The organism is Pseudomonas sp. MEJ108, from assembly GCF_030208985.1.
GTDB classification, from domain to species: Bacteria; Pseudomonadota; Gammaproteobacteria; order Pseudomonadales; family Pseudomonadaceae; genus Aquipseudomonas; species Aquipseudomonas fragariae.
Window position 1 is genome coordinate 152,485 of the sequence record NZ_JARVSW010000040.1, and the last position, 24,721, is coordinate 177,205.

Genomic DNA, 24,721 nt, shown 5'->3' on the forward strand with positions numbered 1-24,721 from the left:
CCCTGTTCGCAATTGATCGATCGTGCAGGGGGATATGTACAGACCAAATGACTGGCTGTACATCCGCCTCGCAAAATTTATACCGGTTTGCCGTGTCGTGATGTTGCATATCAGCGACCAGGTCACACGTACTGTGCGGCAGCATAGGCCGACGCCCACGCCCACTGAAAGTTGAAGCCGCCCAGATGACCGCTCACGTCGAGCACTTCGCCCACGAAATAAAGACCGGGGGATTTCAGCGATTCCATGGTCTTGGACGACACTTCGCGGGTGTCGATACCGCCCAGCGTCACTTCGGCCGTGCGATAACCCTCGGTGCCCGCCGGGACCACCTGCCAGCTCGCCAGCTTTTCGGCGATCTCGGCCAGTTCGGCGTGGGTGTACTGCTTCATCGGTCTGGATACGAACCAGTGTTCGGCGATCAGGTTGGCCATCTTCTTGGTGAAAATCTCGCCCAGCAGGGTTTTCAGTTCACTGTTGGGGCGCTCGGCCTGCTGCTGGTTGAGCCAGGCGGGCACGTCATGATCGGGCAGCAGGTTGATTTCCACTGTGTCGCCGGGCTGCCAGAACGAGGAAATCTGCAGGATCGCCGGGCCACTGAGGCCGCGGTGGGTGAACAGGATGTTTTCGCGGAAGCTGGTGTCGTTGCAGCTCACCAGGCAATCCACCGAGGTGCCTGACAGCTCGGTGCACAGCTCCTTGAGCTGATCGGTGATGGTGAACGGCACCAGCCCGGCGCGGGTCGGCAGCAGCGTGTGGCCGAACTGCTTGCCGACCTGATAGCCAAAGCCGGTGGCGCCCAGCGTCGGAATCGACAGCCCGCCTGTGGCAATCACCAGCGACTGGCAGTTCAGGGTGCCCAGCGTGGTCTGCAGGCTGTAGCCGGCGTCAGTCTTTTCGATCTGCTGCACGGCGGTGTCCATGTGCAGGCTGACACCGGCGTGGCGGCACTCGTCCAGAAGCATTTCCAGAATGTCGCTGGACTTGTTGTCGCAAAACAGCTGGCCGAGCTTTTTCTCGTGATAAGGCACGCCATGTTTGGCGACCATCGCGATGAAATCCCATTGGGTGTAGCGGGCCAGGGCCGATTTGCAGAAATGCGGGTTCTGCGACAGGAAGTTGGCCGGCTCGGTGTACATATTGGTGAAGTTGCACCGCCCGCCACCGGACATCAGGATCTTCTTGCCGGGTTTGTTGGCGTGGTCGATCAACATCACCTTGCGCCCGCGAGCGGCAGCGGTGAACGCACACATCAGACCGGCAGCGCCGGCGCCAATCATTACAACGTCAGTAACGGGCACAGCGTGGTTCCTCGATCTTCAGGTCACGATCGTTCCCATGCTCCGCGCCAAGCTATAACAAGCCTGTTTTTGATTCTGGCCGAAGGCCGTGGGAGCGAACTTGTTCGCGAAAGGGCCGGTATGTTCTCCGAAGATTTATCGTCTGAACTACCGTCTTCACGAACACGTTCGCTCCCACGCCCTACGGGCAGAGGCCTGAAAACCGCGTTTTCAGGACCTTCGGGGCCTGTATATGACGCTCGGCGCGGCGTGTAGGGACTATCAGGGTCAACGATAAACTTTACAAAATCCGCACGCGCAGCGACTTGCCCTTGATCTTGCCATTGTTCAAACGCTCCAGGGCCTGTTTGGCCATGCTGCGCTCGACGGCAACGTAGGCCTGGAAGTCGAAAATCGCGATCTTGCCGACCTGAGTGCCCGCAATGCCTGCCTCGCCGGTCAGTGCGCCGAGGATGTCGCCCGGACGCAGCTTGTCCTTGCGGCCCGAGCCGATGCACAGGGTGGTCATGGCGGGCAGCAGCTTGCCGCCTTCCTTGATGCTCAGTCTGTCGTATTGCTGCCAGTTCAACGGCGCTTTCTGCAATTCTTCGATGGCACGGGCGCGCTGGCTTTCCGACGGGGCCACGAGGCTGACCGCGATGCCTTTCTCGCCTGCACGACCGGTACGGCCGACACGGTGGATGTGGATTTCCGAATCACGCGCCAGCTCGACGTTGATCACCATGTCCAGCGCGTCGATATCCAGACCGCGCGCGGCTACGTCCGTGGCGACCAGTACCGAGGTACTGCGGTTGGCGAACATCGCCAGTACCTGATCACGGTCACGCTGTTCCAGATCACCATGCAGGCCGACGGCAGACATGCCCTTGGCGGTCAGGTGATCGACCACTTCCTGGACCTGCTGCTTGGTGAAGCAGAACGCCACGCAGGACGTCGGACGGAAATGGCCGAGTACCTTGACCACCGCTTCCAGGCGCTGCTCCGGGGAGATCTCGTAGAAAATCTGCTCGATCTGGCTGTCGGCGTGCAGCGCTTCGACCTTGACGGTCTGCGGATCACGCATGAACTTCGAGGACAACTGCTTGATGCCGACCGGGTAGGTGGCGGAGAACAGCAGGGTCTGACGGCGCTGCGGAGTCTGCTCGATGATGTCGGCGATGGCGTCGTAGAAGCCCATGTCCAGCATGCGGTCGGCTTCATCGAGAATCAGCGTGTTCAGGCCGTCCAGGACCAGAGAGCCCTTGCGCAAGTGCTGCTGTATACGACCCGGAGTGCCGACGATGATGTGTGCGCCATGTTCCAGCGAGCCGATCTGCGGGCCAAAGGACACGCCGCCACACAGGGTCAGGACCTTGATGTTGTCCTCGGAACGCGCCAGACGGCGGATTTCCTTGGCCACCTGATCCGCCAGTTCGCGGGTCGGACACATGACCAGTGCCTGACAACCGAAGAAACGCGGGTTGATCGGGTTGAGCAGGCCGATGCCGAACGCAGCGGTCTTGCCGCTGCCGGTCTTGGCTTGCGCGATCAGGTCCATGCCCTTGAGGATCACCGGCAGGCTCTGCGCCTGAATCGGTGTCATTTCGGCATAACCAAGCGACTCCAGGTTAGCCAGCATGGCAGCGGACAGAGGCAGGGAATTGAAAGCGGTGTTAGTCACGACGGTGGACCTGCAAAACAAAAATGTCGCGTAGTGTATCACCCGCCAGTCAGACCTGGCACCGACGATAAAGGTCGTGGGAGCGAGCTTGCTCGCGAAGGGGCCCTTACAGTCCCAGAAGATGGGGCGTCTGGACCATGGTCTTCGTGAGCAATGCGGATCGCCGCCCCGGTCACTCCCACAGGATCCAGCAATGAGCGCGGAGCATGGGCGCGATATCCAGGGCAAAAAAATCCCCGCTGGAGGGCGGGGTTGAGGTTCGAGCGTGGCAGCTCGCAAGGGTGTACAGCAAGGCCCGTCCGGGGACGGGCCGGCAGGGCTTACAGCAGGATTGTGCGGATGTCCGCCAGCAATTCGCTCAAGCGCTTGGTGAAGCGGGCAGCAGCTGCGCCGTTGATCACGCGGTGATCATAGGACAGCGACAGCGGCAGCATCAGTTTCGGCTGGAAGGCTTTGCCGTCCCAGACGGGCTGGATGGTTGCCTTGGAAACACCGAGGATCGCCACTTCCGGCGCGTTGACGATCGGCGTGAAGCCGGTGCCGCCAATGTGGCCGAGGCTGGAGATGGTGAAGCACGCGCCCTGCATGTCGTTCGCCGTCAGTTTCTTGTTGCGCGCCTTTTCCGCCAGTGCGGCGGCTTCGGCGGCCAGTTGCAACAGGCTCTTCTGGTCGACGTCGCGGATGACCGGGACCAGCAGGCCGTCCGGGGTGTCCACGGCAAAGCCGATGTGCACGTACTTCTTGCGAATCACGGCCTTGCCGCTAGGCGCCAGCGAAGCGTTGAAGTCCGGCAGCTCCTTGAGCAGGTGGGCGCAGGATTTGAGCAGCAGCGGCAGGACGGTCAGCTTGACGCCAGCCTTCTCGGCAGCGCCTTTCTGCGCCACACGGAAAGCTTCCAGGTCGGTAATGTCGGCCTGGTCGAACTGCGTGACGTGCGGAATGTTCAGCCAGCTGCGGTGCAGACCGGAAGCGCCGAGTTGCATCAGGCGCGTCATCGGTACTTCTTCGATCTCGCCGAAACGGCTGAAATCGACTTCCGGAATCGGCGGGATGCCCGAGCCGCCGCTTGCGCCGCCAGCTGGAGCTTCCTTGGCCTTCTGCATCATGGTTTTGACGTAAGCCTGAACGTCTTCTTTCAGCACACGGCCGTGCGGGCCGGTGGCGCTGACAGCGTTCAGCTCGACGCCAAATTCGCGGGCCAGCTGACGAACGGCCGGGCCGGCATGAACCTTGGCACCGTCTTTGGCCGGAGCCGCTGGAGCCGCTGGCGCAGGTGCTGCTTCTGCTTTGGGAGCAGGGGCAGCTGGAGCCGCGGCCTCAGCCTTGGCCGGGGCCGCGGCGGGTGCGCTGGCGGCAGGCGCCGGAGCAGCGGCAGGCGCGGCGCCTTCGACTTTCAGTTTCAGGATCAGGTCGCCGGTACCGACTTCCTGGTCCAGCTTGACTTCGATGCTCTCGACAACGCCTGCTGCCGGAGAAGGGATCTCCATGCTGGCCTTGTCGGATTCCAGGGTGATCAGCGACTGATCGGCCTGGATGCTGTCACCGACCTTGACCATCAGTTCGATGATCTTGGCCTTGCCCGACGAACCGATGTCCGGTACGTGGATGTCCTGAACGCTGGCGCTGGCTGCCGGAGCAGGCTCGGCGGCCGCCGCAGGTGCAGGTGCCGCTTCAGCCGGCTTTTCGGCAGCAGCAGGGGCAGGGGCAGCGGCAGGTTCGGCAGCAGGTGCCGGGGCCGCAGCCGCTTCGCCTTCCACTTCCAGTTCGAACAGCTCGTCGCCTTCTTTCAGACGGTCGCCCAGCTTGACCTTCATGGTCTTGATGACGCCAGCCTTGGGAGCAGGGATTTCCATGCTCGCCTTGTCCGACTCAAGCGTCAGAACGCTCTGGTCGGCTTCGATGCGATCACCGACCTTGACCATCAATTCAATGACTTCGCCTTCACCGTTGCCGATGTCGGGTACACGAATTAACTCACTCACTATGTCTCTCCTTAGGAGAACCTGTTCACTCACGAATACGCTGGTTCAGTTACAACGAAACAGCGTTGGATGCTCATTTACGTCGAGTAAATTCCGCATCCTCGGCTGTTTACGCTCTGATCAGCGCTCTTGAAGCAGACTCTTAGCAGTCCAGTGGATTGCGTTTTTCAGGATCGATACCGAACTTGGCGATGGCTTCCGCCACGACTTTAGGTTCGATATCGCCACGATCAGCCAAGGCTTCCAGGGCTGCCAGCACCACGAAGTGACGATCGACTTCAAAGAAGTGACGCAGCTTCTTGCGGCTGTCGCTACGGCCGAAACCGTCGGTGCCCAGGACTTTGTATTCCTTGGTTGGAACCCACTGACGAATCTGATCAGCGAACAGCTTCATGTAATCCGTCGATGCGATGACCGGACCTTTGCGACCGTTCAGGCATTCCTCGACATAGCTCAGCTGCGGCTTCTGGCCAGGGTGCAGGCGGTTGTTGCGCTCTGCAGCCAGACCGTCGCGACGCAGCTCGTTGAAGCTGGTGACGCTCCACACGTCGGCACCGATGTTGAACTCGTCACGGAGAATCTTCGCTGCTTCGCGGACTTCACGCAGGATGGTGCCCGAGCCCAGCAACTGGACGTGGTGCGCCGCTTCCTTGGTGTCTTCTTCGAGCAGGTACATGCCCTTGACGATGCCTTCTTCCACACCGGCCGGCATGGCTGGCTGGGCGTAGGACTCGTTCATCACGGTCAGGTAGTAGAAAACGTCCTGCTGCTCTTCGAACATCCGGCGCATGCCGTCCTGGATGATCACTGCCAGTTCATAACCGTAAGTCGGGTCGAAGGTGCGGCAGTTCGGGATGGTCGATGCCAGGATGTGGCTGTGACCGTCTTCGTGCTGCAGGCCTTCACCGTTCAGCGTGGTACGGCCGGCGGTGCCGCCAATCAGGAAGCCACGGGTACGGCTGTCGCCAGCGGCCCAGGCCAGGTCGCCGATACGCTGGAAACCGAACATCGAGTAGAAGATGTAGAACGGAATCATCGGCTGGTTGTGGCTGGAATACGAAGTACCGGCAGCGATGAAGGAGGACATGGCGCCCGCTTCGTTGATGCCTTCTTCGAGGATCTGGCCTTTCTTGTCTTCGCGATAGAACATCACCTGTTCTTTATCGACTGGCTCGTAGAGCTGGCCGACCGACGAGTAGATGCCCAGTTGGCGGAACATGCCTTCCATACCGAAGGTACGCGCTTCGTCCGGGATGATCGGCACGATGCGCGGACCGATTTCCTTGTCCTTGACCAGTTGCGTCAGGATGCGCACGAAGGCCATGGTGGTGGAGATTTCGCGATCGCCCGAGCCATCCAGGATGGCCTTGAGGGTCTCGAGTGGCGGGGTCGGCAGGCTGAAGCTCTGCGCACGACGCTGCGGCACGAAACCACCCAGCGCAGCACGACGCTCGCTCAGGTAACGGGCTTCGGCGCTGCCTTCTTCCGGCTTGTAGAACGGCAGGGCTTCGAGTTCGGAGTCCTTGACCGGGATGTCGAAGCGGTCACGGAAGTGACGCAGGCTGTCGACATCGACCTTTTTGGTGTTGTGCGCAGTGTTTTTCGCTTCACCGGCGCCGGTGCCATAACCCTTGATGGTCTTGGCCAGAACCACGGTCGGTTGACCCTTGTGGTTGACGGCTTCGTGGTAGGCCGCATAGACCTTGTACGGGTCGTGGCCGCCACGGTTGAGTTTCCAGATCTCGTCGTCGGACAGATCGGCAACCATGGCCTTGAGTTCAGGCGAGTTGAAGAAGTGCTCGCGGACGAACGCGCCGTCCTTGGCCTTGTAGTTCTGGTATTCGCCGTCGATGACTTCGTCCATGCGACGTTGCAGGATACCGTCGACGTCCTTGGCCAGCAGTGGGTCCCAGAAACGGCCCCAGATGACTTTGGTGACGTTCCATTGAGCGCCACGGAACACGCCTTCGAGTTCCTGGATGATCTTGGCGTTGCCGCGAACCGGGCCGTCGAGGCGCTGCAGGTTGCAGTTGACGACGAAGATCAGGTTGTCGAGCTTCTCGCGACCGGCCAGGGCGATGGCGCCCAGGGATTCCGGCTCGTCGGTCTCGCCGTCACCCAGGAAGCACCAGACTTTCTGCTTGCCTTCCGGGATGTAACCGCGGTGTTCCAGGTACTTCATGAAGCGCGCCTGGTAGATCGCCTGGATCGGGCCAAGGCCCATCGATACAGTCGGGAACTGCCAGAAATCCTTCATCAGCCACGGGTGTGGGTAAGAAGACAGGCCATTGCCGTCGACTTCCTGACGGAAGTTGGTCATTTGCTCTTCGGTGATGCGGCCTTCCATGAACGCACGGGCGTAAACGCCTGGCGATGCGTGACCCTGGAAGTAGATCAGGTCGCCGCCGTGTTCGTCGGTCGGGGCCTGGAAGAAGTAGTTGAAGCCGATGTCGTACAGCGTGGCGCTGGAGGCGAAGCTGGAGATGTGGCCGCCCAGATCCGGGTCGCCGATGTTGGTTTTGACAACCATGGCCAATGCGTTCCAGCGCACCAGCGAGCGAATGCGGCGTTCCATGAACAGGTCGCCAGGCATGCGTGCTTCGTGGGTGACAGGAATGGTGTTGCGATATGGCGTGGTGATGGCGTACGGCAGCTGCGAACCACTACGGGTGGCCAGCTCGCCCAAACGGGTCATCAGGTAGTGAGCGCGGTCTTCGCCTTCTTTGTCGAGAACCGATTCCAGGGCGTCCAGCCATTCCTGGGTTTCGACGGGATCGAGGTCTTGCATGGCTTGCTCCAGGGCGGAAAGGCTTCCAGAATCGGTTGCCTGAGTTTGCGACTGGCCTTGTGGGCAGACGACATAAATTCTTGGATTTCCGGAGGGTGGGATCCGGCGGCGTGTAGTTTTACTACAAATCGACGACGATTTCAGCCCTCCGAGTATCGGACCCAGTAGTAAAACTACAGAGAAGCGACTCAATCGCTCCTGTTGTCGTGTAGCTTAAAACGTTACTGTTGATCGCTATTGAACATCTTGCAGGGAAAAAGCGGATTTTTATGCTTCTAATTTGATTTTTCCAGCAATTTATAACCTTTGTTCGACAAGCGGTGCTGGCAGACGCGTCTCGCCGTAACGACGGACGGGCGTCTGCACGCCGATCAAGGATAGACCATGAGCCTACCTTTACTGGCCGAATTTCCGGCCATTCTGCTGCCATCGATCAGCCGCGCCCGCCAGATGTTTCAGGCTGCGCTGACTGCCCTGTCCGAGGACGCGCTGGCTTCTTTCCAGGCCTGGCCCGAGGCGCGACAGGCAGCCTTCGACCGGGTCTGCGCCGCCAGTGATTTTGTAACCGAACAAGTCTGCCGTGATCCGCAGATGCTCCTGCAGCTGGCCGATTCGGGCGAGCTGGAGCGTAGCTTCTCTGCCGGCCAATTGCGTGGTCAGCTTGCCGACGCGCTGTCGAGCGTCGCCAGCGAGGATGAATTGGGGCGTAATCTACGTCGACAGCGCGCGCGCCAGCAAGTACGGATTATCTGGCGCGACCTGAGCCGTCAGGCAAACCTGATCGAAACCTGCCGTGACCTGTCGGACATGGCCGATGCGTCGATCGATCTGGCTTACCAATGGTTGTACGCCCGGCATTGCCAGCAGTTCGGCACCCCGACCGGTCGTCATTCCGGAAAGCCGCAGCACATGGTCATCCTGGGTATGGGCAAGCTCGGCGCGGTGGAACTGAACCTGTCCTCGGACATTGACCTGATCTTCGGCTACCCGGAGGGCGGCGAAACCGTCGGTACCAAGCGTGCGCTGGACAATCAGGAGTTTTTCATTCGTCTGGGCCAGCGGCTGATCAAGGCGCTCGACCCGGTGACCGTCGACGGGTTCGTGTTCCGGGTCGACATGCGTCTGCGCCCCTACGGTTCGTCCGGAGCACTGGTGCTCAGCTTCAATGCGCTGGAGCAGTATTACCAGGACCAGGGCCGTGACTGGGAACGTTACGCGATGATCAAGGCGCGCGTGGTCGGGGGCGATCAGGCGGCCGGTGCCGAATTGCTGGCGATGCTGCGTCCGTTCGTCTATCGCCGCTATCTGGACTTCTCGGCCATCGAAGCGCTGCGCACCATGAAGCAGCTCATTCAGCAGGAAGTGAAGCGCAAGGGCATGGCGGAAAACATCAAGCTGGGTGCCGGCGGCATTCGCGAGGTGGAGTTCATCGCCCAGGCCTTTCAACTGATTCACGGCGGCCGCGACCTGAGTCTGCAGCAGCGACCGCTGTTCAAAGTGCTGAAAACCCTTGAGGGGCAGGGCTATCTGCCCTCGGCGGTGACCGAAGAGTTGCGCGAGGGCTACGAGTTTCTGCGCTACACCGAGCATGCCATTCAGGCGATTGCCGACCGTCAGACGCAGATGCTCCCGGACAACGAACAGGATCAGGCGCGTGTTGCCTTGATCATGGGCTTCGCTGACTGGGCTGCCTTTCATGAACGGCTGATGTACTGGCGTGGCCGTGTGGCCTGGCATTTCCGCCAGGTCATTGCTGACCCCGACGCCGATCCGGATGACGAGCAAGATGAAGATGGCGAAGTGGTGGTTGGAGGCGAATGGCTGCCGTTGTGGGAAGAGTCCCAGGACGAAGAAGCCGCAGGTCGCCAACTGTTGCAGGCCGGCTTCGTCGATGCCGAGAGGGCGCTGAAAAATCTGGCCAACCTGCGCAGCAGCCCCAACCTGCGTTCGATGCAGCGTCTGAGCCGTGAGCGACTGGACGCGTTCATCCCCCGTCTGCTGGCTCAGGCGGTGGAGCATGAGAAGCCCGACCTGGTCCTGGAGCGCGTGCTGCCGCTGGTAGAAGCCGTCGCGCGGCGCTCGGCGTACTTGGTACTGCTCACGGAAAACCCCGACGCGCTGCGACAGCTGCTGACCCTGTGCGCCGCCAGCCCGTGGATTGCCGAACAGATCGCGCGTTTCCCGTTGCTGCTCGATGAGTTGCTCAACGAGGGACGGCTGTTCAATCCGCCGCTGGCCCCGGAACTCGCCGCCGAGCTGCGCGAACGGCTGATTCGTATCCCCGAGGACGATCTCGAGCAACAGATGGAAGCCCTGCGGCATTTCAAGCTGGCGCACAGCCTGCGGGTCGCGGCATCCGAGATATCCGGCAGCCTGCCATTGATGAAAGTCAGTGATTACCTGACCTGGCTGGCCGAGGCGATTCTCGATCAGGTGCTCGCGCTGGCCTGGCGCTACAGCGTGGCCCGCCACGGTACGCCGTTACGCCCGGATGGCTCGTTGTGCGATCCGGGCTTCGTGATCGTCGGCTACGGCAAGGTCGGCGGCATCGAACTGGGGCACGGCTCCGATCTGGATCTGGTGTTCATTCATAATGGCGATCTGGAAGCCGAGACCGACGGTGCCAAACCGATCGACACCGCGCAGTTCTTCACCCGGCTGGGGCAGCGGGTGATCCATTTGCTGACCACGCAAACCAACTCCGGTCAGCTGTATGAGGTCGACATGCGCCTGCGGCCTTCGGGGGCGTCCGGCCTGTTGGTCAGCTCTTTGGGCGCTTTCGCCCGTTATCAGGCCAGTGAAGCCTGGACCTGGGAGCATCAGGCACTGGTCCGGGCGCGGGTCATGACCGGCAGCCGGGATGTCGGCGAGCAATTCGAGAAAGTCCGTGCCGATGTGCTGGGGCGCGAACGCGATCTGGACAAGCTGCGCGCCGAAGTCAGCGAAATGCGCGCCAAGATGCGTGACAACCTCGGGACCCGCGCGACGGCGGCCGGCAGGGCGGCCAATGCCTTCGAGGCGGCGGTGCCATTCGACCTCAAGCAGGACGCCGGAGGTATCGTCGATATCGAATTTATGGTGCAATACGCCGCCTTGGCGTGGTCCAGAGAGCATCCCGCGCTGCTGCAATACACCGACAACATCCGGATTCTCGAAGGGCTGGAAGAGGCAGGGCTGCTGCCGGATACGGATGCCGGCCTGTTGCGCGAAGCCTATAAGGCGTATCGCTCGGCGGCACATCGCCAGGCCTTGCAGAAGCAGGCGGGCGTGGTCAGCGGCGATCAGTTTCATGCCCAGCGGCGTGAGGTGATGCGGATCTGGACGCAGATGGGGTTGAGCTGAGCCTCACGGCAACGCCACATTCCGCTGCAACACTCTATAAAGCTATGACAGGGAGGCGACAGGTTGTGTGGGAACGTCACGCAGTCTGATCGGCCTCCCTGATCGTTTCTGGTCGTTTTTGGATAGAACATGAAAATTCTGATCGTTGGGCCTAGCTGGGTCGGTGACATGGTGATGGCACAAACGCTGTTCCAGTGTCTGAAACAGCGTCATCCCGAGTGCGAAATCGACGTGTTGGCCCCTGAATGGAGCCGTCCGATACTGGAGCGCATGCCGCAGGTTCGCGCTGCGCTGAGTTTTCCGCTGGGGCACGGTGCCCTGGAACTGGCGACCCGTCGCCGGATCGGCAAGTCCCTGGCTGGCCAATACGATCAGGCTATCCTGCTGCCCAATTCGCTGAAATCCGCGCTGGTGCCGTTTTTTGCCGGTATCCCGAAGCGCACCGGCTGGCGCGGCGAGTTTCGCTACGGCCTGCTCAACGACGTGCGGACCCTCGACAAACAGCGTTACCCGCTGATGATCGAACGTTTCATGGCCCTGGCCTTCGACAAGGGCGCCGAGTTGCCGCGTCCTTACCCGCGACCGAGCCTGCGCATCGACCCGGCCACGCGCGATGCCGCACTGAGCAAATTCGGCCTCACCCTGGATCGCCCGGTACTGGCGCTGTGCCCCGGCGCAGAGTTCGGCGAGTCCAAGCGCTGGCCTGCCGAACATTACGCACAGGTCGCTGACGCGAGCATTCGCGAAGGCTGGCAGGTCTGGCTGTTTGGCTCGAAAAAGGATCATCCGGTCGGTGAGAGCATTCGCCAGGAGCTGATTCCCGGCCTGCGTGAGGAGTCCGTCAACCTCAGTGGCGAGACCTCGCTGGCCGAAGCCATTGACCTGCTGTCGTGCGCCGACGCGGTGGTCTCCAACGATTCCGGCCTGATGCATGTGGCCGCCGCGCTGAACCGTCCGCTGGTGGCTGTCTACGGCTCGACCTCGCCGGGCTTCACGCCGCCGCTGGCCGACGCAGTGGAGGTGGTGCGACTCGGCATCGAGTGCAGCCCGTGCTTTGAGCGCACCTGCCGTTTCGGCCATTACAACTGCATGCGTCTGCTTGAGCCGGACGCCGTGACTCAGGCGCTGAGCCGTCTGAGTAGCACGCCGGTGGAGGTTGCCTGATTTTGCGGGTACTGCTGATCAAGACGTCTTCACTGGGTGATGTGATCCATGCCTTGCCCGCGCTGACCGACGCGGCGCGCGCGCTGCCCGGTATTCGCTTCGACTGGGTGGTCGAGGAAGGCTTCGCGGAAATTCCCGCCTGGCATCCGGCGGTCGACAGGGTCATCCCGGTGGCGATCCGCCGCTGGCGCAAGCACCTCTGGCAGACCTTCAGGTCCGGCGAATGGCGGCGCTTCAAGCAGCAGGTGCGCGAACAGCGTTATGATCTGGTGATTGATGCGCAGGGCCTGTTCAAAAGTGCCTGGCTGACACGCTATGTCGAGGCACCGGTGGCCGGTCTGGACCGCGATTCGGCACGCGAGCCGGTCGCCAGTCGCTTTTATGATCGCGCTTTTCCAGTGGCACGCGGGCAGCATGCGGTCGAGCGGCTGCGTCAGTTGTTCGCTCAGGCACTGGGCTATCCACAGCCGTCCGGCATGGGCGATTACGGTCTCAAGCCGCTGGCGACGCTGGATGACAGTTTGCAGGCCCCGTTCGTGCTGTTCTTGCATGGCACGACCTGGGACACCAAGCACTGGCCCGAGCTGTACTGGCGGCAACTGGCTGAATTGATGGCTGCGCGCGGTCTGCAGGTGCAGTTGCCGTGGGGCAACCCGGCAGAGAAGGCCCGCGCCGAGCGTATTGCCGAGGGTCTGAGCAGTGCGCACGTGCTGCCCAAGCTCAATCTGGCAGGGGTTGCGCGGGTGCTGGCCAGCGCGCAGGCGTGCGTCGCGGTAGACACCGGCATCGGGCACCTGGCCGCGGCACTGGATGTGCCGACCATTTCCCTGTTCGGCCCGACCAATCCGGGCCTGACCGGAGCCTACGGCAAGTCGCAGGTGCATCTGGCCAGCGACTACCCGGGCTGCACGCCATGCCTGCAAAAGAAATGCACGTACCAACCGAGCGCCGACGATCAGCGCCGGTTCGACCTTAAGCGCGAGTGGCCGATGTGCTTCACTCGTTTGAATCCCGAGCGAGTAGCGAGCCAATTGGGCGCGCTGTTGCTGGCAAAGGAACCTGGCTGATGCAACTGGCTTTTGTACTCTACAAATACTTCCCGTTCGGTGGCCTGCAACGCGACTTCATGCGCATCGCGCTGGAGTGTCAGCAGCGCGGTCATCAGGTCCGTGTCTATACCCTGATCTGGGAAGGCGATGTGCCGCCCGGTTTCGAGGTGCTGGTGGCGCCGGTCAAGGCGTTCTTCAACCATCGGCGCAACGAAAAGCTCAGTGCCTGGATGGAGGCGGACCTGGCCAAACGCCCGGTGGACCGCCTGATCGGTTTCAACAAGATGCCCGGTCTGGATGTGTATTACGCCGCCGACGGCTGCTTCGAGGACAAGGCGCAGAACCTGCGCAGCCCGCTCTATCGCAAGTGGGGCCGTTACCGCCACTTTGCCGACTACGAGCGCGCAGTGTTTGCCAGGGACTCGAAAACCCAGGTGTTGATGATCTCCGAAGTGCAGCAGCCGCTGTTCATCAAGCATTACGACACCCCGCCGTCGCGCTTCCATTTGCTGCCGCCGGGTATTTCCCAGGATCGCCGCGCGCCGCCGGATGCACCTGACATTCGTGCAGGCTTTCGCAAGGAATTCGGCCTTGCCGACGATGACCTGTTATTGGTGCAGATCGGCTCCGGTTTCAAGACCAAGGGCGTGGATCGCAGCCTCAAGGCGCTCGCGGCTCTGCCCGCCGAACTGAAGAAGCGCACGCGGCTTTTTGTAATCGGTCAGGACGACCCCAAAGTATTCCAACTGCAGAGCGCGGCGCTCGGCCTGGGTGATCAGGTGACCTTTATGAAAGGGCGCAGCGATATTCCGCGTTTTCTGCTGGGCTCCGACCTGCTGATTCATCCGGCCTACAACGAAAACACCGGGACCGTGCTGCTCGAAGCGCTGGTTGCCGGTTTGCCGGTCCTAGTCAGCGCGGTCTGTGGTTACGCTCACTATATTGCCGAGGCCGATTGCGGGCGGGTGCTGGATGAGCCGTTCGATCAGGCGCAGCTCAATCGCTACCTGTCGGAGATGCTTCTGGACAACGCCGCACGCAGCGCGTGGTCGCGCAATGGCCTGACCTTTGCCGACACGGCAGACCTTTACAGCATGCCGCAACACGCTGCGGATGTGATTCTGGCGGAGCACTACTGATGAAGCTGTTCCTTGCTGAGCCGTTCAAGAGCCTGTGGGCGGGGCGCGATGCGTTCGTCGAGGTCGAAGGCCTGAGCGGTGAGGTCTACCGCGAACTGGAAGGGCGCCGCACGCTGCGCACCGAGGTCGACGGGCGCGGTTACTTCGTCAAGATCCACCGCGGCATCGGCTGGGGCGAGATCGCCAAGAACCTGGCAACCGCCAAGCTGCCGGTACTGGGCGCGGGCAAGGAATGGGACGCCATCGAGCGTCTGCATGAAGCCGGCGTCCCGACCATGACGGCCGTGGCCTATGGTGAGCGTGGCAGCAACCCTGCCGCGCAGCACTCGTTCATCGTCACTGAAGAACTGGCACCGACCATCAGCCTTGAAGACATCAGCCTCAACTGGCGCAGCGAGCCGCCCGAGCCGCGTCTGAAAAGAGCCTTCATTGCCGAAGTCGCCCGCATGGTCGGCATGATGCACCGCGCAGGCGTCAATCATCGCGACTGCTACATCTGCCATTTTCTGCTGCACACCGACAAGCCAGTGACCGCTGACGATTTCAAACTGTCGGTCATCGACCTGCACCGTGCCCAGACCCGCCGTGCGATCACGCCGCGCTGGCGCAACAAGGACCTGGCCGCGCTGTATTTCTCCGCGCTGGACATCGGCCTGACCCGCCGCGACAAACTGCGTTTTCTCAAGGGTTATTTCCAGAAGCCGTTGCGCGAAATCCTGCTCAAGGAAGCGACGTTGCTGACCTGGCTGGATAAAAAAGCCGACAAGTTGTATCAGCGCAAAGTGCGCTACGGAGACGCTCTCTGATGGCGGGCTGGAAGCTCGAGCCCGAGTACGCGTTCCTGGAACAGGAATTCGGTAGCCTGGATGCCGTATTTGCCCTGCAGGGACAGCAGTTGACCCGCGACCCGCTGTCCGACGTCATTCGCGTCGAGCGCGGCGGGGTTTACTACTACGTCAAACGCTACGTGGGCGCGGGCAAGGGCCTGCGTCGCTACATGGGCAAGCCGAGGGTCAAGTCCGAGTGGCAGAACCTCAAGCGCTTTGCCAAATGGGGCATCCCCACCGCAGAAGTCGTGGCCTGGGGGCTGGAGCGTAATGGCGCGGCGTATGATCGTGGCGCATTGATCACGCGTGGCTTGCCGAACACCGAAGACTTGTCGGCACTGGCGCAACGCAAGGATCCGCGACTGGCCGACCGCCACTGGGTCGATGCAGTCAGTCGCCAACTGGCTGCCTTTACCCGGATCATGCACGACAACCATTTCACGCATAACGATTTGAAATGGCGCAACCTGTTGGTCGATAACGAGGGCAAGCTGTTTTTCATCGATTGCCCCAATGGTGCATTCTGGTGGAGCTTCATGCTGCGCTATCGGATCACCAAAGATCTGGCCTGCCTGGACAAGGTCGCCAAGTATCATTTGTCAGCCACCCAGCGCCTGCGCTTCTACCTGCAATACCGCCAGCGAACGCGTTTGAACGCCTCCGACAAAAAACGTATTCGACATATCGTCAGCTTTTTCGAGGGCCGTGAATGAGCGTTTTTATTGCCAGTGCCGACCAGCCTTTACTGGCGCGTCACAACCTGGCTGATTTTGAATCGCTTTGGAACATCAGACTCGATGCGGTCGACGAACCCAATACCGGGCGCGGCGGCTGGAGCAGTGTGTTCCGCCTCGATCTGGACGGTCAGGGTTTTTACCTCAAGCGTCAGAGCAACTACCTGACTCACACGTTGCATCACCCGTTTGGCGAACCGTCGTTTTCGCGCGAGTTTCGTAACATCAGTCGCTATCGCAAGCTGGGGATTCCGGCGTTGCAGGCGGTGTTCTATGGCGAGCGCAAGGTCGACGGCGAACGCCGGGCTATCCTGATGACGCGTGCGCTGGACGGCTGGACCGATCTTGACGAGCTGTTGCAGCAGTGGAACCAGATGGAGGCCCCTCAGCGTCAGGCAATACTGCATGCCTGCGGCCAGCTGGCGCGCACGCTGCACGGCGCCGGACAGGTGCATGGCTGCTTCTACCCCAAGCATATTTTTCTTCAGGCAGCCGCTACGGGGTATCAGGCGCAACTGATCGACCTGGAAAAAACCCGCCCGGTGATCTTCGGCAAGCGTGACCTTGCCCGCGACCTCGAACCGCTGCTGCGCCGTGCGCCGATGTGGAATGAGGCCGATCGGCGCGAGCTGCTGGCGGCTTATCTGCACGCCACGCCGAACAGCCTGCTGGTCGACGCCTGGAGTGCGCGCCTGGGCAAGCGCGGCGCTCACAAACGAGACCTTCAACACCGCGATGATAAAGAGACCCGTTGATGCGCCTGTCTGAACTCAAGACCGCCGGACGTACCCCCGAGTTGCCGATGAGCCTGACGCTGGCCGATGCTGCCGGATCGGCTGAACTGCAATTGCTGACCCTGCTGCGTGTCTTGCCGGGGCAACGCTATGTCGGGGCCGGTGTCTGGCGAGGCCGAACGGTGCTGGCAAAACTGCTGGTGGGCGACAAGGCGGCCCGACACTTTCAGCGTGAGCTGGCCGGGGTAAGGCTGCTTGCCGAACAGGGCCTGACCACACCGCTGCTGCTGGCCGACGGTCTGCAGGACGGCGAGGGTGGCTGGCTGTTGTTCGAGTTTCTGGAACAGGCACCCAGCCTGGGCGATGCGTGGAACGCTGTTCAGCACCTGGCACCGCTGGCAGACGAGCAGCAAGCGGTGCTCGGCGAGGCACTATCGGCCATTGCCCTGCAGCATGCAAAGGGCCTGTGGCAGGAAGACCTGCACCTGGACAACCTGCTGCGCCACAAGGGGCAGCTGTACCTGATCGATGGCGCCGGCATTCGTGCTGAACAGGCTGGTACGCCGTTGTCGCGGCAAAAGGTGCTGGAAAATCTCGGCGTGTTCTTTGCCCAGTTGCCCAGGTCTTTCGAACCGTTTACTGAAGAGCTGTTGGTGCATTACCTGTTGAGCAATGCCGAACATGGTTTGCCGATGGAAGCGCTGCAAAAGCAGATCGACAAGGTTCGCAGCTGGCGGCTCAAGGACTTCATGAGCAAGACCGTGCGCGACTGCAGTCTGTTCAGTGTCGAGGACAGCGCTTCGGTGTTCCGCGCCATTCGTCGCGAGGAAGAACCCGCGATGCTGCCGGTGCTGAGTCAGGCGGATGCCTTGCTCGACAAGGGCCATCTGTACAAGACCGGAGGGGCTGCGAGTGTCGGGCGGGTTGAGGTCAATGGTCGTCCGCTGGTCATCAAGCGCTACAACATCAAGAATTTCAGCCACTGGCTCAAGCGCTTCTGGCGCCCCAGCCGGGCCTGGCATTCGTGGCGCGAAGGCAACCGGCTGATGTTCCTCGGTATCGCCACACCCAAACCGCTGGCCGTGCAGGAAAAGCGCTTTCTTGGCTTGCGCAGCAAGGCCTGGCTGGTGACCGAGTTCATCGATGGGCCGGACATCATCGAACGCTTCGCTCCCTATGTGGAAAATGGTGATGCGCCAGAGGTCGAACTGTTGGCGCTGGACCGGCTTTTCGCGCAGCTTATCCAGGCGCGCATCAGCCATGGCGATTTCAAGGGGCATAACCTGTTCTGGCACGTCGATCGCTGGGCGATGATCGACCTGGACGCCATGCAGCAGCACAGCTCGCAGTCGTCATTCGCGGCGGCCTACGCCCGTGACCGGGCCCGCTTCATGCGTAACTGGCCCGCGCACAGCGCGCTGCACCAGTTGCTGGAACAGCGCTTGCCGAAGCTCGCGTCAGACTGAATCCACCTGACTCTCGTGCCAGCGCGGAGCGCTCATCGGTAGGTGCAGGTTATCGTGCCAATGCTCCGCGTTGGCATGCAGTTCCGGACGCTCCGCGTCCTCTGTGTGACGCGGAGCGTCTGCATCCTCAGGTAGCGCGCGTGAGGTTCATCGCTTCGAGTGCCGCCACCAGTGCATCGATATCGTCGAAGGGTTTGAGGTGGATGCGCGGCCAGCGCAGGCGTTCGATGTACAGCTTGCCTTCGGCATTGCGCAGCACTGGCGTGCGGTGAATCCAGGTGTCGCGTGCGCGATGGACGATGGTTTGCAGGTTGCCTTCACCCTCCTGCACCAGAAACATGCCTGGACGGGAGAGGCGTTTCTCGATGCTCGGCAGCCGGGCCGGCTGTGGACGCGGCACCTCCATCTCCACTCGATAATCAGCTTTGATGTAGACCTTGTCATCCGCTATGCCACCCGAGACGAGCTCTCCCTGATCCAGCGTTATACCCCTCGAATGGCCCGGAGCCACATCGACGACCCGCAGGCCGATTCCTCCTTGCAGTTCGGCAATGCCAGGCACGACGCCTTGGTAGGTATTGGAATGGCTGTTGCCAACCAGCGCGATCCACTTGTGCGAGCCCATCACGTCCTGATGCCTGCGGATCGTGCGCGAGGCAAAGTAATTCATCATTTGCTGACGGGTAATGGACTCTTCCCCGGCGACACCTTTGAGGTGGTAACTGCTTGCGCAATCGATGGCGCGAATCTCCAGGCCCTGCTGGCGCGCCCTGATGACCAGCTGTTCGAACGTGTAGACGCCGTTCGGGTCGGTGTGATGCCCGCGGTCCAGGGTTTTCAGGTCATGCAGCAGGGTTTTGCTCATCCGCCCGGTTTCGAGGAAACGATCCAGGTCCGCCTGATGCAGATCGCTCAGCAGGTGCTCCATGTACAGCGTTTTGACGTTCTGCTGCGACAGCAACGGCAGGTTGTCGATGATCAGCTTTTTGCTGGCGACCGAAGAGTGTGACTCGCCAATGACGAGGCCTTCGGTATGGCGATACAGGGTTTCAAGCAGCCCGGCAGTGCTTGTCTGGGGTTCAATGGCTGGCAATGTCGGGCGAGGCGGCAGTTGCGCGGCACTGATGCTGGCGGCGTCCTTTTGCAGATTCTTGCGCCGCAGGTCGAACGTATTGCGCACAGTGTCGAGTTCGATGTCTTCAAAAAAATACTCCATATCGAGCCCCTTCTTTTCGAAGTTCGCCAGGCGATGCAGCGTGGTTCTGGTATCCGGCGGCATTTCGTAGGTAGCATCGGTCAGCGATTGCTGGATGGCCGTCATCGACCTGTCAACGCTCCAGTCATCGGCTTCCACGCGCAGCCAGGTATGGTTTTCGTCAAGGACGAACCCGTACTCGCCCGCCCAGCGCTCACCCTCGGCAATCGCGGTCGGGTCGCCCAGCTCGCGGATCAACGTGTTATCCAGAGCAGTGGCAGGGGGCAGCGGCCTGGCGGGCAGCGTCGGGTCGGCAAACGCTATGCTGAAGTCGCAGTGAGACGGCGTGTTTTCATGCGCCTCACCAGCGCCTTGCCTGATGCGGGTCGGACGTCCGGCGGGGATGTCCTGGACCTGCACACTGACGGCGCCCTGCATTTCAGCGATGCCGGGCACTTGATCGTGCGTCGTGGCCAGCTTCTGGTCGAGCAGCGCTACCCAACGCCTGGCAGAGGCCGGCTCGATGTCGTGGTTGATGAGCCTGTGCCCGAAGAAGTTGCTCATTTTCATGGCGGCTGCCGGGTCATCGGCAGCGCTCAGCACTGTATGGCCGAGAAACGGATAGCTGATCGACGAACTGAACGGGCGCACCTCGATCCCGTAACGGTGGGCTGCCTTGATCAGGTGGTAGTAATCGAATTCGCTGCTGGCGTTGTTCAGGGCGCCGCGATTGGTCTCTTGCAGGTAATACTTGAGTTCATGAGAGCCGGAGCGACTCTTTTTGCCCAGTTGGCGATACCTGGCCAGCTTGCGCAGGTGTTTGTCGGTCAGCAGGTGCTCGATGTACAGCACCTCGACACGCTGCTCTGCGAGCAAGGGCATGTTGAGCAGCAGCAGACGCTTGCTGGCCACCGATTTCGGGGCTTCGCTGAACACCAGTCCGTTACTGTGACTGAAGATGTGCTTGATGAGCGTGTCGACGCTGCCGGGCAGGCCATAGGCGGGCAGGGTCGGCCTGGGTGGAGGCGTGAATCGGGCAAAAAAGGCCTGGGCGTCCTGATAGAGTTGTTCCCGACGCGCCGTGAAGGTCTGGCGCACCTCGGTGAAATACGTTTCGAAATAGACGTCCAGGCCTGCGCCGGTCGGGTCGAAGACTTCCTTGTTGATGACGATGTCCAGGTGCGCGCGCATGCCGCTCGGCATCTCATAGTCGCTCAAGGTATTCAGCGAGCTTGAGCTTGCGCTGGCTTGCTCAGGTAGCGGTCGATAAGTGCCCGGAGTGTCCAGCCCGCCGCCGCGCAGGCGCTGCCGTTCGACAAGCAGCCACTGGCCCTGATCATTCAGGCGAACCGGCTGTTTGCCGAAGAAGGCGAACGGATTGGCCGGGTCGATGATCTGCCAGTACTGCCAGTAGGCGTCGTACTGAACCTCAAAGGCCTGGTCTGAGAGCTGGATATAGTATTTTCCATTGATCGCATGCACGCCTTTTGCGTGACCCTCGGCGATACGTGGCACGTTCTCCAGAGAGATGTCGACGGCCAGATCGATGCGCAAACCTGATGGCGCGCGCTGTGCAGTCGGGGGCAACGGGAGCAGCGGCTGCCAGGCGCCTCCGATCTCGCGCGCAGCGAACTGGCCGGTTGCCAGCGGCGGTGCCGAGGCGACATGGGACGCCTGGAAAATCGCAGCATGCCCATGAACGTTGGGCTTGCCGAGCAGAAATACTTGCTCTTGCAGCTCTACCGGGTACAGATCCTCGTAACGCGGCAGGGAAGGCTGGCGCTGGAACGAGCGCAGTACCGGGGTCGAATGCTGACTGTTCTCAAGCTGGTGCAACGCGCCGCCAAGTCCTTTCAGACCCACCAGCAAATCGCTGCCTGCACCGAGGCCGTTGAGCAGGGCCGACAGCATGTAGTTCGTGGCGCGCTCCCGGTCGCCTGCGCTCAGCGCTGCCAGTGCCTGCCCGCTGTCATGCAATGAAATCAGGCTGCCCACCGCAAAGCTTGCCGGCGGGAAGGGCAGGGTCAGGGCCGTGGCAACGATTTCGACACTGACCCGGATCAGCTTCGTCAGCATGTCGTTACGGCCGGTGGTGGTTTCTTCCACGTCACGCAGCCTGCGCTCCAGCGGCCGGTTGAAACAGGTATCGGCAACGTCTGCAATGAATGCCCTGGGGATGACCGGAGGCTTGTTGGCGTTGCCCTTCTGCATGTCCCGCAGGAAGAACGACAGGGTCCGGCGTGCCTTGATGCGGCAGCGATCCTTGTAGTAATCGATCATCCCGTCACTATCCAGCGAGCTCACGAAGTCGCTGAACAGACGGAATTCGATACCGTCAGGTGCCTGCGGCGTATAGAGCAGCGCGGCGTGACGGATCTGTGTCGGCAGGATGACCAGGCAGCCCTGAACGGTTTCGATGTGGGTCAGCAGCGGGCTGGGGATAACCAGTTGATCGACATCGGTCAGTCCCGAGGCGATCAGGGGTTTATCCACATGTATTTGCAGGGGGTAAAGGGGATATCGCTCGCGTGACGCTGGGTCGCTCAGGTGCGCGTTATCCAGCGATTGCGTGAGCCAGGCATACTGCGCGGCCTCGACATGACCTTTCAGCAGGCTGCGCAGTGCAGCCGCCTTCATCTGCAGTTGGGTGATCATCACGCTGTATTGGCGACGGTAGGCGTAGCCATCGTTTTCGCTGTTCAGCAGGGTGTTTCTGATCAGCGCAATGTACTCGTCCGCCAGCCACTGGCCGCGTACCGAACCTGCGACAGCAGCGGGTGACAGCGCGCTCAGGTCGATCCCCGGCGGGCCGCTGAACGTGGCGTCGGTGGCTGCCGAAGTGCTCAAGGGGTCGATGCTGTCGTTGTAGCCTTTGAGCAGCATGTCGGTGTAGGTCTGCGTTTCGCGCTCGCTGGTGATCACGATCTGATCGGGGTCTACCGTGCCTGCGGGGACGCCCAGCAGTTTGCCGAGCTGCTGGCTGGCACGCTGGTGTACGTAGTCCTTGAACGACTGAACCCCGGTGTGCGCCTGGGCCTGATAGTTGTCGAGGGCGCCATCGATGGCGCGTTCAAGGGCCAGTAATTCCCGACGCTGGGCGCGGCTGGCGCGCAGGTACCAGTCCGGGGTATGGCGGGCCTGTTCGGAGAGCAATACGCGGGTCTGCTCGTCGGTAAAACGGCGCAGTGCCGTCTCGCAGTCGGGGTGATCGATGAATTGCAGGAAGTCCTTTGCGGGCTGGGGTTTCTCGCGCAGCGCCGTCAGTTGCGCGTCCAGTTCCGGGCGGGCAGCGACCTCTACCTGATCAAGCAGCCAGGCCGTCATTGCGGGCGATGCGGTCCAGCCGACCACCTCATGCAGCAGTTGGGTGTCGGTGTCGAAGGCCTTGAAATACTGCTGCCCGGGCGCCTCGCTGGCGAACATGATCAGCCGTTGCGTCCGGCCTTGAGCATCCTGCTTGCGACACACCAGCAGTCTGGCCATCACGTTGCGGTCGTTCAGCCTGATCTGCTGCACGCGCAGCGCGGGATCAGGCGTACCCGTCGCCGCGCTGGTCAGCGCTGCGACAATGGCAAAGTCATCGGGCCGGATATGCCCCTGCATCTTCGCCGCCCAGCCGAGCGTGGTCAGTCGGACACGCGCCAGTGCGCGCAGCATCTGTTGGTTGTGTTCCTGTTGATAGGCCTGGCGTTGAAAATCGCCAAACACCGCGCGCAGATCGAGTTCGTCAATCACTCTGGCAAGGTAGGCCGGGTTCAAGTCCGAATAGGCGGCGTCCAGCGGCTGGCCATCGAGGGTGATGAGCGTCTGGTCGAGGAAGTCCGAGCCCGCTGTCTCGTCATCCGGATGCAGGCCATAGAGCGCCAGTTCGGTCAGCGGCAGCTTCACGCGGTAGGTCTCACTCGTCGCTGGCAGCGTGCGGCGGGTGTCGATGGTCAAGGCCCCAGGGTCCAGATCATGGCCCAGGTCATTGGCCAGGCGTGTGCGCAACTGCATTTCGGCAAACCGCTCCGGCGACGCCGCGCTGCCCAATACACTCAGCATCGCAGCATGCGCCGCGTCGTAGCGTTGCAGGTGCAGGGCATAGGTCTGCAGATCAGCCGCGCTGGCGATCTTCATCCACTCCGGCAAGTCCCGCTCGTACTGACGTCGTCTGTTGGTCAGTTCACGCAGCTCTAGCATGGCCGCCGGGCCGAACAGGCCAGGCATGTCGATGGCTTGCTGGATCAGCGATTGACGCTTGAGCCGATCCGCCGTGCCGGGCTGTTCGCAGGCGTAACGGATGTCGTTGCGCTGCTTGTTCAGCAACCGGTCGAAGGCGTGAATGAACGGTGCCGTGGTAACAACCGGCTGCAATTGCACGTCGGCAGCCGTGAAGGGTTCCAGGTACAGGTCGGCGTCCTGGAGTATCTCGGTCAAACGCTCCTGATGCTGCCGTTGCGCGTTGCTGAGCAGCGCATCGCGCAGCGTTGGCGTGTTGAGCCACTGCACAAGGGTTGCGACCATCATGGCCTGCGTGGCAAAACCGCTGATCCCGAGCCCTGGCAGCATCAATAACGTGCGCCCCTGATCCTGGGAAATCACCAGCACGCCGGCCATTTCAATCTGTTCGTCATCATGCAACTGCACCCGCACCGTCGAATAGGCGAGCGCCGGGCCTTCCTGATCGGGCGAGTCGGGCAGGCAGGCCAGGTAGCCACTGTCGAGATCGCGCTCGTGAATCCTGACGCGAGCTTCGTCATGCAGGGACCTTTGCAAGGCGGGCAAGAGGCGATCACGGCGGCTTTCACCGGTTTCGCCCGGGTCCGTCCAGTAGTCTTCGATCTGCTGCAACAGGCCGAAGATCTGCAACTCGCGTTCGGACACGTCAGCGCCGTCGAGGGCGCTCAGCAGGGCTTCGCCAGCCTGGGGCAGCGCGTCCAGCTCCCTGGCCAGCAGGGTGCGCAGTTCGTCGAGCCTTTTCAGCGCTGCGGACGCGCCAGCCCAGGTATCGCTGGGCGTCATCGGTACAGGACTCGGCGTTGAAAGGTTGAAATCCAAAGAGGGTGGTGTTTGCGTCATGACAGGCTTTCCATTGCGCTAGGCGCTGAGGTGTGATCGGCGGCCTCGGGGGCTGCGACTGAAGGCCTCAATTAATCAGGTGCAACGGGCAGCAACGCTGTAGATAAATATGCGAGGCGGCGAAAGAGACGTTTCGTACACCGTCTGGCGGGCCGCCTTGAGTGACATTTCAGCGCGTCGAGCCAATCCTTGGTCATTACGTTATAATCCCGCCCTTTAGCTGCCCTCAGCCCGCTGTGCGGGGGCACACCTTTTCCCGGGCGCCCTGCGCCTGCATGC

General features: G+C 61.5%; 13 protein-coding genes. 8 read left to right on the plus strand and 5 right to left on the minus strand.

From position 1 onward, the window contains the following. Positions 1-122: 122 nt before the first annotated feature. The 4 genes from QRN50_RS18065 to aceE form a co-directional block, all read right to left on the minus strand. Entirely contained in the window at positions 123-1,301 is a 1,179-nt protein-coding gene (locus QRN50_RS18065) for a BaiN/RdsA family NAD(P)/FAD-dependent oxidoreductase (protein ID WP_096126599.1), read from the minus strand. 280 nt (positions 1,302-1,581) lie between these two features. Continuing rightward, entirely contained in the window at positions 1,582-2,961 is a 1,380-nt protein-coding gene (dbpA, locus tag QRN50_RS18070) for an ATP-dependent RNA helicase DbpA (protein ID WP_010440122.1), read from the minus strand. Positions 2,962-3,281: 320 nt separating this feature from the next. Then, positions 3,282-4,943 (minus strand): dihydrolipoyllysine-residue acetyltransferase, encoded by a 1,662-nt coding sequence (aceF, locus tag QRN50_RS18075; protein ID WP_024640332.1) that lies wholly within the window; start codon positions 4,941-4,943, stop codon positions 3,282-3,284. Positions 4,944-5,085: 142 nt separating this feature from the next. Further along, positions 5,086-7,731 carry a pyruvate dehydrogenase (acetyl-transferring), homodimeric type gene (aceE, locus tag QRN50_RS18080; RefSeq protein ID WP_096126600.1) on the minus strand — a complete coding sequence of 882 codons (2,646 nt, stop codon included), beginning with the start codon at positions 7,729-7,731 and terminating at the stop codon, positions 5,086-5,088. 384 nt (positions 7,732-8,115) lie between these two features. On the opposite strand from aceE, the gene glnE reads away from it, so the two are divergent. From glnE to QRN50_RS18120, 8 genes are all read left to right on the plus strand, one after another. Then, a complete protein-coding gene (gene glnE, locus QRN50_RS18085; RefSeq protein ID WP_096126601.1) occupies positions 8,116-11,073 on the plus strand; it encodes a bifunctional [glutamate--ammonia ligase]-adenylyl-L-tyrosine phosphorylase/[glutamate--ammonia-ligase] adenylyltransferase in 2,958 nt (985 codons plus the stop codon). Positions 11,074-11,202: 129 nt separating this feature from the next. Next, complete coding sequence (waaF, locus tag QRN50_RS18090) at positions 11,203-12,237, plus strand: lipopolysaccharide heptosyltransferase II (protein ID WP_024641054.1); 1,035 nt, start codon at positions 11,203-11,205, stop codon at positions 12,235-12,237. 2 nt (positions 12,238-12,239) lie between these two features. After that, the gene (gene waaC, locus QRN50_RS18095; RefSeq protein ID WP_024640329.1) at positions 12,240-13,304 is read left to right on the plus strand and encodes a lipopolysaccharide heptosyltransferase I; all 1,065 of its coding nucleotides are present in this window, start codon (positions 12,240-12,242) and stop codon (positions 13,302-13,304) included. Then, positions 13,304-14,425, plus strand: coding sequence for a glycosyltransferase family 4 protein (locus tag QRN50_RS18100; protein ID WP_011266461.1), 1,122 nt, complete (start codon positions 13,304-13,306; stop codon positions 14,423-14,425). Before waaC ends, QRN50_RS18100 begins: the two co-directional genes overlap by 1 nt. Further along, positions 14,425-15,231, plus strand: a complete 807-nt coding sequence (gene rfaP / locus QRN50_RS18105) for a lipopolysaccharide core heptose(I) kinase RfaP (RefSeq protein WP_096126602.1) — start codon at positions 14,425-14,427, stop codon at positions 15,229-15,231. The genes QRN50_RS18100 and rfaP overlap by 1 nt, the downstream gene beginning before the upstream one ends. Further along, positions 15,231-15,965 carry a lipopolysaccharide kinase InaA family protein gene (locus tag QRN50_RS18110; RefSeq protein ID WP_024659676.1) on the plus strand — a complete coding sequence of 245 codons (735 nt, stop codon included), beginning with the start codon at positions 15,231-15,233 and terminating at the stop codon, positions 15,963-15,965. The genes rfaP and QRN50_RS18110 overlap by 1 nt, the downstream gene beginning before the upstream one ends. Continuing rightward, entirely contained in the window at positions 15,962-16,741 is a 780-nt protein-coding gene (locus QRN50_RS18115; RefSeq protein ID WP_060400204.1) for a lipopolysaccharide kinase InaA family protein, read from the plus strand. Before QRN50_RS18110 ends, QRN50_RS18115 begins: the two co-directional genes overlap by 4 nt. Then, positions 16,741-18,186, plus strand: coding sequence for a lipopolysaccharide kinase InaA family protein (locus tag QRN50_RS18120; protein WP_003404658.1), 1,446 nt, complete (start codon positions 16,741-16,743; stop codon positions 18,184-18,186). The genes QRN50_RS18115 and QRN50_RS18120 overlap by 1 nt, the downstream gene beginning before the upstream one ends. Before the next feature lie 127 nt (positions 18,187-18,313). Here QRN50_RS18120 and QRN50_RS18125 read toward each other — a convergent pair whose 3' ends face one another. Further along, positions 18,314-24,442, minus strand: coding sequence for a membrane-targeted effector domain-containing toxin (locus QRN50_RS18125; protein WP_096126603.1), 6,129 nt, complete (start codon positions 24,440-24,442; stop codon positions 18,314-18,316). Between the last annotated feature and the right edge of the window lie 279 nt (positions 24,443-24,721).

Excerpts from the sequence above, each read along its gene's own strand:
- QRN50_RS18120 (WP_003404658.1), top strand. The coding sequence starts at position 16,741 with ATGCGCCTGTCTGAACTCAAGACCGCCGGACGTACCCCCGAGTTGCCG.
- rfaP (WP_096126602.1), top strand. The coding sequence starts at position 14,425 with ATGAAGCTGTTCCTTGCTGAGCCGTTCAAGAGCCTGTGGGCGGGGCGC.
- QRN50_RS18125 (WP_096126603.1), bottom strand. The coding sequence starts at position 24,442 with ATGACGCAAACACCACCCTCTTTGGATTTCAACCTTTCAACGCCGAGT.
- aceE (WP_096126600.1), bottom strand. The coding sequence starts at position 7,731 with ATGCAAGACCTCGATCCCGTCGAAACCCAGGAATGGCTGGACGCCCTG.
- waaF (WP_024641054.1), top strand. The coding sequence starts at position 11,203 with ATGAAAATTCTGATCGTTGGGCCTAGCTGGGTCGGTGACATGGTGATG.
- glnE (WP_096126601.1), top strand. The coding sequence starts at position 8,116 with ATGAGCCTACCTTTACTGGCCGAATTTCCGGCCATTCTGCTGCCATCG.
- QRN50_RS18100 (WP_011266461.1), top strand. The coding sequence starts at position 13,304 with ATGCAACTGGCTTTTGTACTCTACAAATACTTCCCGTTCGGTGGCCTG.
- QRN50_RS18115 (WP_060400204.1), top strand. The coding sequence starts at position 15,962 with ATGAGCGTTTTTATTGCCAGTGCCGACCAGCCTTTACTGGCGCGTCAC.
- QRN50_RS18110 (WP_024659676.1), top strand. The coding sequence starts at position 15,231 with ATGGCGGGCTGGAAGCTCGAGCCCGAGTACGCGTTCCTGGAACAGGAA.